At 56.7% G+C, this 12,917-nt stretch carries 12 protein-coding genes; 3 read left to right on the top strand and 9 right to left on the bottom strand.

Annotated elements, in window-relative coordinates:
- Window positions 1–41 precede the first annotated feature (41 nt).
- Window positions 42–1,304 carry an MFS transporter gene (locus VRY85_RS12410; protein ID WP_414598913.1) on the bottom strand — a complete coding sequence of 421 codons (1,263 nt, stop codon included), beginning with the start codon at window positions 1,302–1,304 and terminating at the stop codon, window positions 42–44.
- Between the two features lie 258 nt (window positions 1,305–1,562).
- On the opposite strand from VRY85_RS12410, the gene VRY85_RS12415 reads away from it, so the two are divergent.
- Window positions 1,563–3,017, top strand: coding sequence for an NAD-dependent succinate-semialdehyde dehydrogenase (locus tag VRY85_RS12415; protein ID WP_414598914.1), 1,455 nt, complete (start codon window positions 1,563–1,565; stop codon window positions 3,015–3,017).
- A 73-nt stretch (window positions 3,018–3,090) separates the two neighbouring features.
- Here the strand turns inward: VRY85_RS12415 and VRY85_RS12420 are convergent, their stop codons facing one another.
- On the bottom strand, window positions 3,091–4,341 hold the full coding sequence (locus VRY85_RS12420) for a CaiB/BaiF CoA transferase family protein (protein ID WP_414598915.1): 1,251 nt from the start codon (window positions 4,339–4,341) through the stop codon (window positions 3,091–3,093).
- A 154-nt stretch (window positions 4,342–4,495) separates the two neighbouring features.
- The gene (locus VRY85_RS12425; RefSeq protein WP_414598977.1) at window positions 4,496–5,425 is read right to left on the bottom strand and encodes a tripartite tricarboxylate transporter substrate binding protein; all 930 of its coding nucleotides are present in this window, start codon (window positions 5,423–5,425) and stop codon (window positions 4,496–4,498) included.
- A 226-nt stretch (window positions 5,426–5,651) separates the two neighbouring features.
- On the opposite strand from VRY85_RS12425, the gene VRY85_RS12430 reads away from it, so the two are divergent.
- Window positions 5,652–6,623, top strand: a complete 972-nt coding sequence (locus VRY85_RS12430) for a LysR family transcriptional regulator (RefSeq protein WP_414598916.1) — start codon at window positions 5,652–5,654, stop codon at window positions 6,621–6,623.
- A 24-nt stretch (window positions 6,624–6,647) separates the two neighbouring features.
- On the opposite strand, the gene VRY85_RS12435 is transcribed toward VRY85_RS12430, so the two are convergent.
- The 3 genes from VRY85_RS12435 to VRY85_RS12445 are packed head-to-tail and all read right to left on the bottom strand — an operon-like array spanning window position 6,648 to window position 9,296.
- Complete coding sequence (locus VRY85_RS12435; protein WP_414598917.1) at window positions 6,648–7,337, bottom strand: RNA ligase family protein; 690 nt, start codon at window positions 7,335–7,337, stop codon at window positions 6,648–6,650.
- On the bottom strand, window positions 7,330–7,890 hold the full coding sequence (locus VRY85_RS12440) for a hypothetical protein (protein ID WP_414598918.1): 561 nt from the start codon (window positions 7,888–7,890) through the stop codon (window positions 7,330–7,332). The genes VRY85_RS12435 and VRY85_RS12440 overlap by 8 nt, the downstream gene beginning before the upstream one ends.
- On the bottom strand, window positions 7,887–9,296 hold the full coding sequence (locus tag VRY85_RS12445) for a DUF3696 domain-containing protein (protein WP_414598919.1): 1,410 nt from the start codon (window positions 9,294–9,296) through the stop codon (window positions 7,887–7,889). The genes VRY85_RS12440 and VRY85_RS12445 overlap by 4 nt, the downstream gene beginning before the upstream one ends.
- 208 nt (window positions 9,297–9,504) lie before the next feature.
- Between VRY85_RS12445 and serA the strand changes: the two genes are divergently transcribed.
- A complete protein-coding gene (serA, locus tag VRY85_RS12450) occupies window positions 9,505–10,704 on the top strand; it encodes a phosphoglycerate dehydrogenase (protein WP_414598920.1) in 1,200 nt (399 codons plus the stop codon).
- Here the strand turns inward: serA and VRY85_RS12455 are convergent.
- From VRY85_RS12455 to VRY85_RS12465, 3 genes are all read right to left on the bottom strand, one after another.
- A complete protein-coding gene (locus tag VRY85_RS12455) occupies window positions 10,611–11,111 on the bottom strand; it encodes an RrF2 family transcriptional regulator (protein ID WP_414598921.1) in 501 nt (166 codons plus the stop codon). The two genes, serA and VRY85_RS12455, sit on opposite strands and share 94 nt — an antisense overlap.
- A gap of 76 nt (window positions 11,112–11,187) precedes the next feature.
- Window positions 11,188–12,435: an NnrS family protein gene (locus VRY85_RS12460; protein WP_414598922.1), complete on the bottom strand. Its 1,248-nt coding sequence runs from the start codon at window positions 12,433–12,435 to the stop codon at window positions 11,188–11,190.
- Window positions 12,432–12,833 carry a group III truncated hemoglobin gene (locus VRY85_RS12465; protein WP_414598923.1) on the bottom strand — a complete coding sequence of 134 codons (402 nt, stop codon included), beginning with the start codon at window positions 12,831–12,833 and terminating at the stop codon, window positions 12,432–12,434. Before VRY85_RS12465 ends, VRY85_RS12460 begins: the two co-directional genes overlap by 4 nt.
- Between the last annotated feature and the right edge of the window lie 84 nt (window positions 12,834–12,917).

The following is a 12,917-nucleotide window of genomic DNA, read 5'->3' on the forward strand; positions in this document are numbered from 1 at the left end:
GGCGATAAAGTGTTTGGTCGATAGTTGTTGCTCGGCAGATATCAGGCCGTGCGTGGCTGTGCAGTGAATTCGCCAGGTTTAGGCAGGCGTAACGATACCCAGCCTGCAACGAACAGCAGCACGCCGGTGCTGCCAAACGCTATCCAGTGTGTGCCGAAGGTTTCGTAGGCCCAGCCACCTAACCAGGAGCTGATCATGCCTCCGATTTGATGGCCGAGGTAAGTCCAGCCGTAGAGCACACCGACCAGGCGGATGCCGTATACGTCGGCCAGAATCGCCGACGACAGCGCAATACTACCTGCCCAAACAATACCGCCGATGAGCGCGACGGTGTAGAGCTGCAAGGGGCTGACTACTAGCAACAAGCCGAAGAACCCAAGGCCGCGAATGAAATAAATGGCGGCCAGAAGGTTGCGACGAGGCAGCCGATCGGACATCCTGCCCAGCACGATGGTGCTGAAAATGGCGGCAAACCCGATCAGGCCGATGCCGAAGGAGGCCACCAGTGAGTCATAGCCGTGATCCACCAGCATGGGTACACCGTGCGTGCCCAGCAAGTTCATGCTGTACCCGCAGGCGAACAAGCCCAGCACGACCTGCCAGAAGGGACGACTGCGCACGGCATCGCCCACGCACAGAGACGCCATGGGTGGTGTCGTAGTGGTGGTTGCGGGGGGAGTGGCAGGCGTGGAGCCGGGCAGGGTGTCTGTGCCTTCGGGTGCGTTCTCACGCATGATCCAAAGCGCAAGCGGAATGGTGATGAGGGTCATGACCACGCCATAGCCGATCATGGTTTCGCGCCAGCCCCACTGAGGGATAGAGAAACCCAGTGCGGGCGTTGCCAGCGCAATACCTGCCATAGAGCCTGTAGACAGGAAAAAGAGAGCGGCGCCGCGCTGGCGGGTGAACCAGCGTGCAATGATGGGGGTAAAAGCCACCGGGCTGACAAAGGACAGCCCCAATGAAAGCAAAATGCCGAAAGACAGCATGAAGCTGATGGGGCCGGTCGCCATGGTTGTCCAGATAATGGCAACCATAATCATGACTGTGCCAAGCAGCAGTACGTTGCGGGTCCCCCAGTTGTTCACCATTTGCCCCACAAATGGCATGCCTATGCCATAAAAGAGCATACCTACGGCCACAATACTGGCCAGCAGGCTTCTACTGAAACCCAGGTCTTCAGCGATGGGAAGAAAAAACGGCCCGATGCTCATGCGCAGGCCGACGGTCAGTAAAGTAAGAATGGCAGAAGCTGCGACAATATTCCAACCGAAATACCATCGGCTTGTTGAAGGGGTGTTCACGGGTGAGTCTCCTGTAGGTGCCGCTCCAGGCGACTGCCTGAATTCACTGCTCGTTCATTCTACCCGCAGCATTTTCTCTTGGCACCCAGGCGTGTACACCGAAAGTTGTGGTTGCGGGTAAACACGGGTTTTGAACATTTGAAGAGTCTGTTCGGTAAATCTGATTGGCCTGGGTGCTTGAAGCCACTTATAAAGACTAGGCGGTGCGGTTTTGCCTTCACGGCGAACCCCGTTCATGGTTGTTAATAAGGATGAGACATGTTGAAGAAAACATCTACGGAGCTGCAGTATCCGGTTTTGCAGCTCTACATCAATGGAGAGTGGGTTGGGGCTCAGGCACGCAAAATTGAGCCTGTCATCAGCCCCCTCACAGAGGAAAAAATAGGCGACTTGCCTCATGCTACGCAAGCCGACCTGGAAGCCGCAGTCGTGAGTGCTCGGGCTGCTTTCCAGAGCTGGAGCGACATGTCCGCGCTGGAACGGGGCGCCATTCTGAGACGGGCCGCCGATCTGATCCGTGAACGGGCCGATACCATCGCGGGCATTATGACGCTGGAACAAGGCAAGACCCGAAAAGAAGCACGCATGGAAGTACTGGCTTCGGCGGAAACCTTTGATTGGTATGCCGAAGAAGGCCGTCGCACTTATGGGCGGGTGGTACCAGGCAGGACGCCTCAGCAACGTATTACAGTCATGCATCAGCCAGTGGGCGTTTGCGTGGCTTTCACGCCATGGAACTTTCCTTCCATCACGCCAGCGCGCAAGATGGCAGGCGCCCTGGCGGCAGGCTGCACGCTAGTCATTAAATTGGCTGAGGAAACGCCTGCCACAGGCCTTGAGCTGGTGCGGGCGTTGCACGATGCGGGGCTGCCGCCCGGAGCCATTAACGCCGTCTTTGGCGTTCCGGCGGAAGTGTCATCGTATCTGTTGTCCCACCAGGATGTCGCCAAGTTTTCCTTCACAGGCTCAACCGTTGTCGGCAAGTTGTTGGCGCAACAGGCAGCGAAAGATCTCAAGCGCGCCACCATGGAACTCGGCGGCCATGCTCCGGTAATCGTGTGTGAAGATGCAGACATCGATCAAGCAGTTGCAATGCTGGTGGCCGGCAAGTTCCGCAATGCGGGGCAAGTATGTATCGCTCCTACGCGGTTTTATATTCATCGTGACGTCTACGACGAATTCACTGAGAAGTTCGTGCAACGCGTGCAGGCCCTACGCCTGGGAGATGGTCTGGACGAACAAGTGGATGTCGGGCCGCTGGCCAACCCACGTCGGGTCAAGGCCATGGAGGAGCTCATTCAGGATGCGGTCGAGCACGGAGCAACCATCGCGTGCGGTGGAAAACGGGGTCAGACCCCAGGTTTTTTCTGGCAACCCACGGTGCTTGAGAATGTGCCGGATTCCGCGCGCATCATGAATGAAGAGCCATTCGGCCCGGTGGCATTGCTGCGCAAGGTAGATTCCGTGGATGAGGCCATTGAGCACGCCAACCGCCTGCCGTACGGGCTTGCCAGCTATGCGTTTACCCGCGATAGCCTGACACGCTCCAAGCTGTCCCGTGGTATTCAGGCAGGTATGCTGGGCATCAACAGCCTGCATATTTCCATGCCGGAAGCGCCTTTTGGCGGCATCAAGGAAAGCGGTCTCGGTTCCGAATGCGGTATTGAAGGCTTGCTTGCATACTGCAACGTTAAGCTGGTCAGCGAAGACTAAGCACAAGAAAGCCCCGCTCAGTTCACATTTGCTGGCGGGGCTTGCTTGTTGACTAAAGGGCTGCTGTAAGCAGTCAGGCCGTTTTTGGCGGCAACGTCAGTACACCTTTGTCTTGCAGTGCCTGCAGTTCATCATTGGATAGCTTCAGCAGGTCTTGAAGAACCTCACGCGTGCCTTCGCCCAGCGATGGGGGCGCGTAGCGTATGGGTAAGCGTTGCTTATCAAGGCGATAAGGCGGAGCATATACATTGATGGAACCCGCTACGGCGTGTGGCATGGTTTGCAGCAAGCCGCTTTCGCGGGTGCGCGGGCTGGTCAGCGCTTCGTGCAACCCCGCAACTTTACCGCAAGGGATGCCGCAGGCGGTTAAACGTTCAAGCAGGGTTTCCCGTGGGAAAGCGCGAATAACGTCTGTGATGAGTGGTACCAGTGTCAGACGATTTTTCTTACGCTCAACATTGGTGCAATAGCGCGGGTCTTCCACAATATCCGGGCGCATGATGACTTGCCGACAAAACTTTTCGAACTGCGCGTTGTTGCCAACAGTAATCAACAGCGGGCCATCGGCCGCCTCGAACATGCCGTAGGGCACGATGGAAGGGTGTGCGTTGCCGTAACGTTCCGGGTCCGTGCCCATTAAAAGGGCTTCTAGGCCGTAGTAACTGGTGACCATGATGCCGCAGTCATAAAGCGCCATTTCGATCAGGCGGCCTTTTCCGGTACGTTCTCGGCGGAACAATGCCGCTAGCACAGCTTGCGCGGCATACATGCCGGTCATCATGTCTACGACGGCTACACCGAATTTCAAGGGCGACTGGCCTGCTTCGCCGTTTAAGGCCATCAGCCCGGCTTCGCCCTGTATCAGCAAGTCGTAGCCCGGGCGCTTGGCTTCTGAGCCGCTGCTGTTGTAACCAGAAATGGAGCAATAAATGAGATCGGGTTTGATGGCCTTGAGTTCTTCATAACCCAGCCCCAGCTTGTCGGCACCACCGGTTTTGAAATTCTGTATGACAACGTCGAATTGGGGGAGCAATTCATGAACAATGCGGCGACCTTCGTCGGATTGCAGATCCAGGGTAATGGACCGCTTGTTGCGGTTCATGCTTGAGTAATATGTGGTTTCCGTTCCGCCAATACGCATGCCCCAGTCGCGGGTGTCGTCGCCACGCTGAGGGTGCTCGACCTTTACTACTTCTGCGCCTAGATCACCCAGAACCTGGCCGCATAATGGGCCGGCAAACACGCGGGAGAGATCCAGAACTTTCACGCCATCCAGGGGGAGATCGATGTGACTGGAGGTTTGTCCATCAACCGATTGAGTCATTTTCTTACCTTGCTGTCTGTGGGTAAAGATTGAGATTCATCCAGCACCAGTGTACCTGCCGCAGGGCGGAACGTACTGGTATTCAAGGGTGGGATGCATGCAGTGCAAAAAAATCGGCCTTGCGAATTTGCAAGGCCGATTGCGTCATAGGAAGTTACTGCTGCGCCAGCCCCAAGTGCTCAATGAGCGCCTTGTCTTTGGCGAAGGTTTCTTCCGCCCATTTTTTATAGTCTTCGCTATTACGGTAAACGGGTTCTTGATTCAGTTGCGCCATGATTTCCATGCTGCGCTCGCTGTACAGCGCTTTTTTGAAGGCGTCATGCAGTTTCTTGACCACTGCAGGGTCCATGCCTTTTGGCCCGGCTAAGCCGTAGGGCGAGCTGGACACGACGTTATAGCCAAGCTCCTTGGCCGTGGGTACGTCAGGCCAGCGCTTAGTACGCTCTTCTCCGAACGTAACCAACAGGCGCATGCGCCCCGAGTCTACGAATTGATCCCAGCCTGCAGCGTCGCTTTGTGCCATCACGTGGCCGCCAAGCAGGGCTTGTTGCATATCGGCGTTGCCCTTGAAGGGAACGTGAACCAGTTCTACACCGGCGTTGATGGCGATTTCCTCTAGCAGCAGATGCGGTGAGGAGCCGACTCCGGTCGAACCATAGTCAATGGTGTTGGGTTTTTGCCGGGCAGCTTCAATGTAATCGTCGAAAGTTTTGAACGGCGAATCTTCGCGTACGGTGAAACCGAAGAGGTAGCCCGACAGACCGACGATGAAGGTGAAATCATCAATGGGATGATAAGTGGTTTTCTGCATGTGAGGCATGCGCAGCAGGCCGAGCGGGTATTGACTGATGGTGTAGCCGTCGGGCTTGGCAGACATGGCCATGCTGCTTGGGCCGAGTGTGCCGCCGGCGCCAGGACGATTTTCAACGATGACTGGCTGGCCGAGTTCTTTACTGGCTTCTTGAGCCAGAGCGCGCAAATGGCGGTCTGTCGAGCCGCCTGCAGGCCACGGCACGATAAGGGTAATGGGTTTGGTCGGGAAGTCGATTTCGGCCTGGGCTGCGGGCGCGATGAGGGTGCTCATGGAGCATGCCAGCGCCACGGTAAATAGGTGGCGTTTCCACTTGCTTTGCATAAGAGAGTCTCCTTGTAATTATGTGAGAAACATTAAAAAGTAAGCACCTGGCCGACCGGGTGAGCCATCTGGCAGCGGCTGCAAGCGTGCATGCTTTATTCTTTATCAGTAAGAAAGGTTTGACAATTCCAGAGTCGATTGACAATGAGTCAAATACTATTTGACAATGGCGTATATGGATATGAAATTGTTGACCATTCTGGTGGATATCATCGACGCGGGAAACCTCAGCGAAGCGGCACGACGTCTGAACATGACTCGTGCGAATGTCAGCTATCACCTAGGTCAGCTGGAAAAGTCGGTGGGGGCGCAACTGGTCAGACGCACGACTCGCCGCGTTGAACCCACCGAGTTGGGGCTTATGCTTTATCGGCACGGGATTCGGTTGCGCCAGGAACTGGCCGCCGCGCGCGAATCTGTCGAAAGCCTTAGCCGCTTGCCAAAAGGCAAAGTCAGGTTGAGCGTTCCCAGTGGGTATGGGAAGTTTGTCATGACTCCCTGGCTGCTGGAATTCAAGCGGTCCTACCCGGATATCGTGCTGGAAGTCAGGTTTGAAAATGCAGTTGATGATCTACTGCGTAAGGAAATTGATATCGCCATACGGATTCTGCCTTCGCCGCCGGAAAACCTGGTGGCCCGGCAAATGGGCCGAGTGCGGTATCTGGCTTGCGTCTCAGCGCAATATGCAGAACAAAACGCGCTGCCAGAGCAGCCGGGTGATCTGAGCAGTGCGCCTGTTATCACCGCCGTGGCCACCAGCGCTGATTTGCAGCCGGGCGTATCTCATGGGGGAAATTTCCCGCTCTCGGGTGTGCAGGGAAGAGGGCTGCAGCTCTTCGCCGAGAAGGAAGGGCAGAACGAGGTGGTCCTATTGCACCCTACGGTCATTTCCCGTGATTTCCCGTTTCTGCGCGATGCCACGCTTGATGGCCTGGGGGTGGGCTTGCTTCCCGACTACATGGTGCGCGGTGACATTGCCCACGGCAGGCTGCTCACCGCGTTAGATGCCTGGCAATTGAATATCTATGGGCACAATATGTATATGTTGTATATGCCTGATCGGCATCGCTCCCGCGCCTTGTCCATTCTGACCGCTTTCATCATGGAAAAGGTGCAGGCTGATGGCCTGCTCAACACCGGGAGCTGAACGCCCGCTAATTGCCAGAAATAATCAGTACCCCGTCATTTTCAGGCGGTTCCATTCAATGGCCCGCTTGCGCCAGTGGACATCAATGGCCTGGGTGAAATCGTGGCGGACCAGCTTGGCGCGGCCCAGGCACCAGTCGTCGTTTTCGCTGCGCAGCACCAGCCCTTCTAGGGGGCCGGGGCGGAAGCGGCTGGTGGCGGCCTCTACGTATTGCTTGACTTCATCGACCGTGACTTTTTCAGTGAACAGATGCGGCACGGTGACCAGGCCCGCTTTGGCGGCCAGCGCGTTGCGGCGGCGCGTGCTCCAGAAGCGTTCCGCCTTCCGATCGTAAACGTCGAAAACCATGAACCAGTCAGGTAAAGTGGCGTAATCCAGGGAGTGTCGGGCGGCACACCATTCGCCAAAAATGATGAGGTCCGGGTTGAGCACGGCCTTCAGGCTCTCGCCATGCTGCATCGTCCAAGCAGGTAGACGGCTGAATTGCCCCACATAGGGCTCGATCAGATATTGGCCGCGGTTCTGGGCGCGCAGACTGCCGTCGGGCGCCAGAGAGAAACCCACGTTGGCGCCGTCGAGCTTTTCTTCTGCGACGACTTCATTCTCGAGCAAGGCGGCGATTTCATCATCGGTTAACAGCTTGTCGTCGCGTGGCGCGCCTTCGCCAAGCCAGGCGATATGAGGAGTTTGGGGAAAGCGGAAAAATTCAGTCATGTTCGATGGCGGGAAGTAGGGTAGCAGCAGGCGCTGCCGGAATGGGTTGTTTTGGAAACTTGTTGCGGTAGAAGCCGCGGGCGTCGGCTGGGCATAGGAATTCTACCCGCACACCATATTCAGCCAGCGTAGGCCACCAGTCCAGCCATTTGCAGTCGGCAGCCTGCCATATAGGTGGCTTTTCGGGGTGGGCGTGTGCCGTAGCGGGAAATTTGCGATCAGGCGCGTCAAAACGCTGTTGCAGATCGTCGCAGGGAAACTCCGCAAAATGTTCAGGCTGGGTTTCCGTAATGCTGACCATTTCAACGTGCATGGGGTTACCCACGTTACGCAGCAGCCATTTGAGGAAAACATCACCCACCCCTTTTGGAGGCGAAATACTCGTCTTGTGCTGGTATTCGCCCAGTATGTGATAGGCGTCGTCAATGACGGTGACCCCCTGCGCTTGCATGGCTTGCAGGTGCTCCACGCAGGACTGCACGCATGCTTCGGAGATATCCGCGTGCTGACCGTTGGCGACCAGCAGAACATTGGTGTCAATGACGGCCTTCATGGCTGTTGCCCGTTGCCGGAGTTTTCAGTGGCCCGAGCCTGGCGCCGCTTGGCGATTGCGGCCTGTGTACGGGCGGCGATATCTGCCATTTCGTCACCGAAGAAGTTTTCCGGCCAGTTTTCGATTTCGCCGTATGCGTTCAGCCGTAATGGTTCCAGTTCGGATGCGCTGTTTGATCGGCGGCAGAAGTATACGGCGACATCTTCAGCGGCGATACCGCCTTCGGCAATCCGGCGCTGGATACGGTTCAGCAAATGTTCTGAATGGCTCTCCACGACAATCTGCACCCCCCGAGGCTGCCCATTTTCGTGGGCCTGTACCGCAGCGATCAGCGCATCAGCCAGTTCGGCCTGAACTTGCGAATGCAGGTGAACTTCGGGCTGTTCCATCCAGACCGTGGTGTTGGGCTGACAGTAGAAAGCCTGCACTAACACCGGCAGAATCTGCGAAACACCAAACCCGACATCGGTGATTTTGACTTCATTGGCCTGTGGGTGGGGGCGCACCATGACTTCGTATTCTTTGCGCCCGGCGGCAATCGGCCGCACGGCAAAGCTCGAAATGATGCCCAGGCGCTGCAACCAGTCGGCAATGCAGGCGTCAAAGCGTTGTTCGGGCAGGCCCGGGCCGTAGGCAATCATTCGTTGCTGCTGGGTGGCTGCCAGCAGGGCGGCGATGGTCTGTTCGCCGCGCTGGCCTACGTCCTCGGGAGCATCCCCCGACCATGAATAAAGACGACGTGGAGATTCTCGCAGAGGCCCCAGGTGGTGCAAGCCATGCAGCATGGCCTCGGTCGCCAGCGCGAAGTCGGTTGCGAAGTCGGCGTTCTCATAGCGAGCCCGGGTCTGGTCAGAAAGCCGGTAGAACTTGTCCGGTGACTGCAGAGGGCGGTCATGGTCGGCGTTCTGTTTCAGTGCATAGCCTTTGCTGTGCAGGCTGGCTTGCCCGTTCTGATGCAACTCGTAGGTAAGCTGCATGCGGGGGCTCTTGTTTTCACATAGCGTGTAGGACATCAACCGAACTTCAGGCTGGGCGTGTGTATCGGCCGTCAAGCTGACTTCCAGTTGCAGCTCGTCGCCTTGCACATGTTGCCGCGTAACCGGATCGTGAACGGTTAGCGGGTGGTCGGGGCGCCAGCCGAAACTGAAGTGCAGGGGTTGCGACAGGTCGTTGTTATGCAGGCATTCCTGAAAAGAGCCCAGTTCAACAAGCGAACGGTCGTCGCCCAATTGCAAAGGCCGGCGCCGGTCGCTGGACAGAGCGGTCTGTTTCATAGCCAGAAGCAAATGCCCGAGGCTGCTTTTGCCGCTGCTGTTGGCTCCAAACAGAATGGTGAGTGGGGCGAAATGAGTCTGGCCTGTGTCTTTCCAGGCTTTGAAATTCTGGATACGTAACGAAGTCAGCATGAGTAAGTCGTTCTGGGTAAGGGGGGCGAGCGCGCTAGACGTAATACAAACAAAGTGTAACCGGATGAGGCCGGATGGGATGATTCAATATGTTTGGCGGGCGGGGGGCGAGGTGGCGAAGCATAAAACAGTGTTTTACTAAGGGTTGTCCCTGCAATGAGTACCAAAATAGTTCACAATTAATGATCTCTCAATTGGAGTTGGTTTGATGGCACGTATTGTTTTATTTGAGAACATCCACCCAAGCGCGCGCGAAGTATTTCAGGCTGCCGGCTATGAGGATATTGTTACCCATGCTGCGGCCTTGCCGCCGGAGTCTCTGAGCGAGGCGATCCGGGGCGCACATGTGCTGGGTATTCGTTCCCGCACCCAGATCGACGCCGAGCTTCTGGCTCAGAATCCAGATCTGCGGGCTATCGGTTGTTTTTGCATTGGTACCAACCAGGTAGATCTGGACAGCGCGCTCTCTCATGGCGTAGCGGTCTTCAATGCACCGTTCTCGAATACGCGCTCAGTGGCTGAAATGGTGGTGGCTGAAGCGATTCTGCTGTTACGGCGTATTCCCGAAAAAAATGAAAGGGTGCATCAGGGGTTCTGGGACAAAACCGCAGAAGGGGCCTACGAAACGCGTGGCAAAACCCTGGGTATTGTCGGTTACGGAAATATTGGTTCTCAGGTTGGTACGTTGGCCGAAATGGCCGGCATGAATGTGTTGTTCCACGATGTGGAAGCGCAGTTGCCGAGGGGGAACGCCAAGCCTTGCGTATCTCTCAAGCAATTGCTGACACAGTCTGATGTGGTGACCCTGCACGTGCCGGGCGGAAAACGTACAGAAAACCTCATCAACGAACAGACGATTGCCGCCATGAAGCCGGGCGCTGTTCTCATTAATGCGTCAAGGGGCACAGTGGTTGATATTCATGCCCTGCATTTGGCTTTAAAGAGCGGCCACCTGAGCGGCGCGGCGCTGGATGTCTTCCCCGTGGAACCCAAGAGCCGCGACGAGGCACTGGATAGCCCATTGCGCGGCATGCCCAATGTGATTCTCACGCCTCATATCGGCGGCAGCACGCAGGAATCCCAGGAAAATATTGGTCGGGAAGTGGCAGAAAAGCTTGTGTCCTATTTACAGACGGGGGCGACCAAGGGTTCGGTGAACTTCCCGGAAGTCGCGTACAAGGAACGTACCGGCGACTCGCGTATCTTGCACGTCCACCGCAATGTGCCCGGCGCCATGGGGGCTCTGAGCAGCGTGGTGGCCAATCATGGCTTGAATATCGTCGCCCAACACTTGCAGACGCGCGGCCCTATCGGCTATGTGATTTCGGATGTGGAAGGCGAAGTCAACGACGCAGTGATTTCGGAACTACGTTCCAACCCGGTTACGGTGCGCTGCGAATTGGTCTGATCCGCAACTTTGGCCGGCAGAATGTCGGCCAAAGTATAACGATCAAGGTGGGTGAGAAACTGGTCTAACGCACCTTGCATAATACCGGTCAGCTTGCACTGGCCGACCAGCACGCAGTCGGTTTGCCCGCCCAAACAGGCCACAATGGCCAAATCATTTTCCATGTCGCGTACCACGGCACCAAGCGATATTTGCTCAGGTTCCCGCGCCAGGCGCATGCCGCCATTCTTGCCCCTTATGGTTTCCACCCATCCCGCCTGGGCCAGACGGTGGGTGATCTTCATAAGGTGGGGTTCTGAAATACCGTGCGCTCGAGCGACCTCTGCAATCGTGCACAGCCGTTCCCGGCGGTTGCCTAAATACATAAGCAGGCGCATGGAGTAGTCAGTCATTGCAGTCAGACGCACAGCGCTCTCCTGTTCTGTAAAACGAAAATGGCGCTTCGATTCTTCACTACGGTTGTATGAAGCGCCAAGGGGTGAATCAGCGCCGCGCCACAGTAGGGATGGGGGCGTCGGACGGCCTAACGGTTTTGGGCATTGCATCCGCCCGTGGCGTGATCAGGATGGGAATATAGCGGTATAGATAAAGTGCCATAGCCAGTACCCATGCCGTCGCGGTTGCGTGCAACAGGGGACCGGCAAATGAGGTGGGAAGCAGGGCGGCCAGGCGCAATACTACTGCCACTACCATGAGCCAGTAGCTGGCGAGCATGGTGTTGTCCAGCGCTAACGGGCGCCCTGTATGGCCCAACGCGGTGCGCGTGACCATGCCGATAATCAAAACGGCAAACCCTCCCATTCCGATGATGTGTATATGGGCGGCATCACGCATCAGGAAGAAGCCCCCCATGCCAAGCAAGTGCATGGCGGCGGCCAACAGGCCCAGCGCCAACCCCAGATACCCCAGGTAGAGAATCCACAGCATAGGCTTATGCAGGACGGACAGAGGCTTCCAGCGCCAGACTTGGTACAGGCCGATCAGCCCCGCAATGGCCAAGCCAACTGCCATAACGACATCCAGCTTGAATAGCCCCGCCGCAATGGCCACGCTACCCACTACAAGCTGTACCCGGCCGCTACCCGCCAGCATGGGGATGTCCAGCCCTGGGACCATGCGCCCGGCAAAGAAGGGTATCACCCGTCGTGCAATCAGTATGGTGAGCACTGCCATAAACAGCATGCCGGTGTTAAAGCGTTCGATCACCACCAGGTAATCGCCTTTAAGCGTGGCCAGTAGGAAGAGGATGTTGCTAATACCCAGGCCGAGCACCAGCAGGGGGATGCCGTAGTTGCGCTTGCTCTTGCCTTTGATCATGACTTGCATGAGCCTGCGGGCGCTGTAGCCGAAGAACAAGCTTTCCAGAGCCATACCAATAATGAATGCGGTTTCCCCTCCGGCGAGGTAGGCGATGCGGGCCCCCAGCCACATAAGCGTAATCACTGCCAAGGGCTTGCCTTGCATCGGGTTGAAGCCCGTCCAGGTGGCGCTGGCGGTCAACAGGAAGCCCACCGCTATGGTCGCGATAAAGCCCCACAGCATTTCGTGTGCATGCCAGGCCACTGCAAAGAAGGGGGCAGGAATCAGACTGGGGGTGAAAACCCAGATTGCCACTGAAACTAAAGCCCAGGCGCAACCGCAAATATAAAGGGGGCGAAAAGCCAGGCTGAGGAAAACGGAAAGGTCCGGCGCCGGACGCGTCGCGGCTGCGTCGCGCGGGGGGGTATTCATGATTTAAGCTCCTGCGGCATGCGGTTGGGGTCGCGGTTCAGCTGGTAGCCGAACCAGAGACTGCGTGCGATACGGCGAGCCAGTTCATCCGCCTGGTTGGCCATGTCGCGATTGGGAAGTTCGGAGGTTGTCGTGTGGAAGAGTTCCAGCCAACGATGGAACATTGAAGCGTCCAGGTCAGGTAATGCCACATGCTTGGGCATGGGAGTGCCGCTGTAGGTACCGGAACCGAGCAGAATCGAAGACCAGAAACGCACCATGATGTCCAAGTGCAGGGGCCAGTCGTCGATATGCTGATCAAAGATGGGACCCAGCACGGGATCGGCCTGGATACGCCCATAGAACTGATCAACAAGCTGGCGAATTTCTTCAGAGGTGCAAAGGTCGGGGCGGGCCATGGATGCAAAGTAGAGGTTTAAAGATAACTTTGATAGTTATCTTAATAAATGGTGGGTGTGGCGTCAATGCGATGGGCGGGAAAA

It is taken from the genome of Achromobacter sp. F4_2707 (assembly GCF_047501535.1).
Taxonomy (GTDB): Bacteria; Pseudomonadota; Gammaproteobacteria; order Burkholderiales; family Burkholderiaceae_B; genus Yanghanlia.

What these genes read in the sequence shown, in the direction of transcription:
- VRY85_RS12415 (WP_414598914.1), top strand. Translation starts at nt 1,563, where the DNA reads ATGTTGAAGAAAACATCTACGGAGCTGCAGTATCCGGTTTTGCAGCTC.
- VRY85_RS12420 (WP_414598915.1), bottom strand. Translation starts at nt 4,341, where the DNA reads ATGACTCAATCGGTTGATGGACAAACCTCCAGTCACATCGATCTCCCC.
- VRY85_RS12425 (WP_414598977.1), bottom strand. Translation starts at nt 5,425, where the DNA reads ATGAGCACCCTCATCGCGCCCGCAGCCCAGGCCGAAATCGACTTCCCG.
- VRY85_RS12430 (WP_414598916.1), top strand. Translation starts at nt 5,652, where the DNA reads ATGGATATGAAATTGTTGACCATTCTGGTGGATATCATCGACGCGGGA.
- VRY85_RS12435 (WP_414598917.1), bottom strand. Translation starts at nt 7,337, where the DNA reads ATGACTGAATTTTTCCGCTTTCCCCAAACTCCTCATATCGCCTGGCTT.
- VRY85_RS12440 (WP_414598918.1), bottom strand. Translation starts at nt 7,890, where the DNA reads ATGAAGGCCGTCATTGACACCAATGTTCTGCTGGTCGCCAACGGTCAG.
- VRY85_RS12445 (WP_414598919.1), bottom strand. Translation starts at nt 9,296, where the DNA reads ATGCTGACTTCGTTACGTATCCAGAATTTCAAAGCCTGGAAAGACACA.
- serA (WP_414598920.1), top strand. Translation starts at nt 9,505, where the DNA reads ATGGCACGTATTGTTTTATTTGAGAACATCCACCCAAGCGCGCGCGAA.
- VRY85_RS12460 (WP_414598922.1), bottom strand. Translation starts at nt 12,435, where the DNA reads ATGAATACCCCCCCGCGCGACGCAGCCGCGACGCGTCCGGCGCCGGAC.
- VRY85_RS12465 (WP_414598923.1), bottom strand. Translation starts at nt 12,833, where the DNA reads ATGGCCCGCCCCGACCTTTGCACCTCTGAAGAAATTCGCCAGCTTGTT.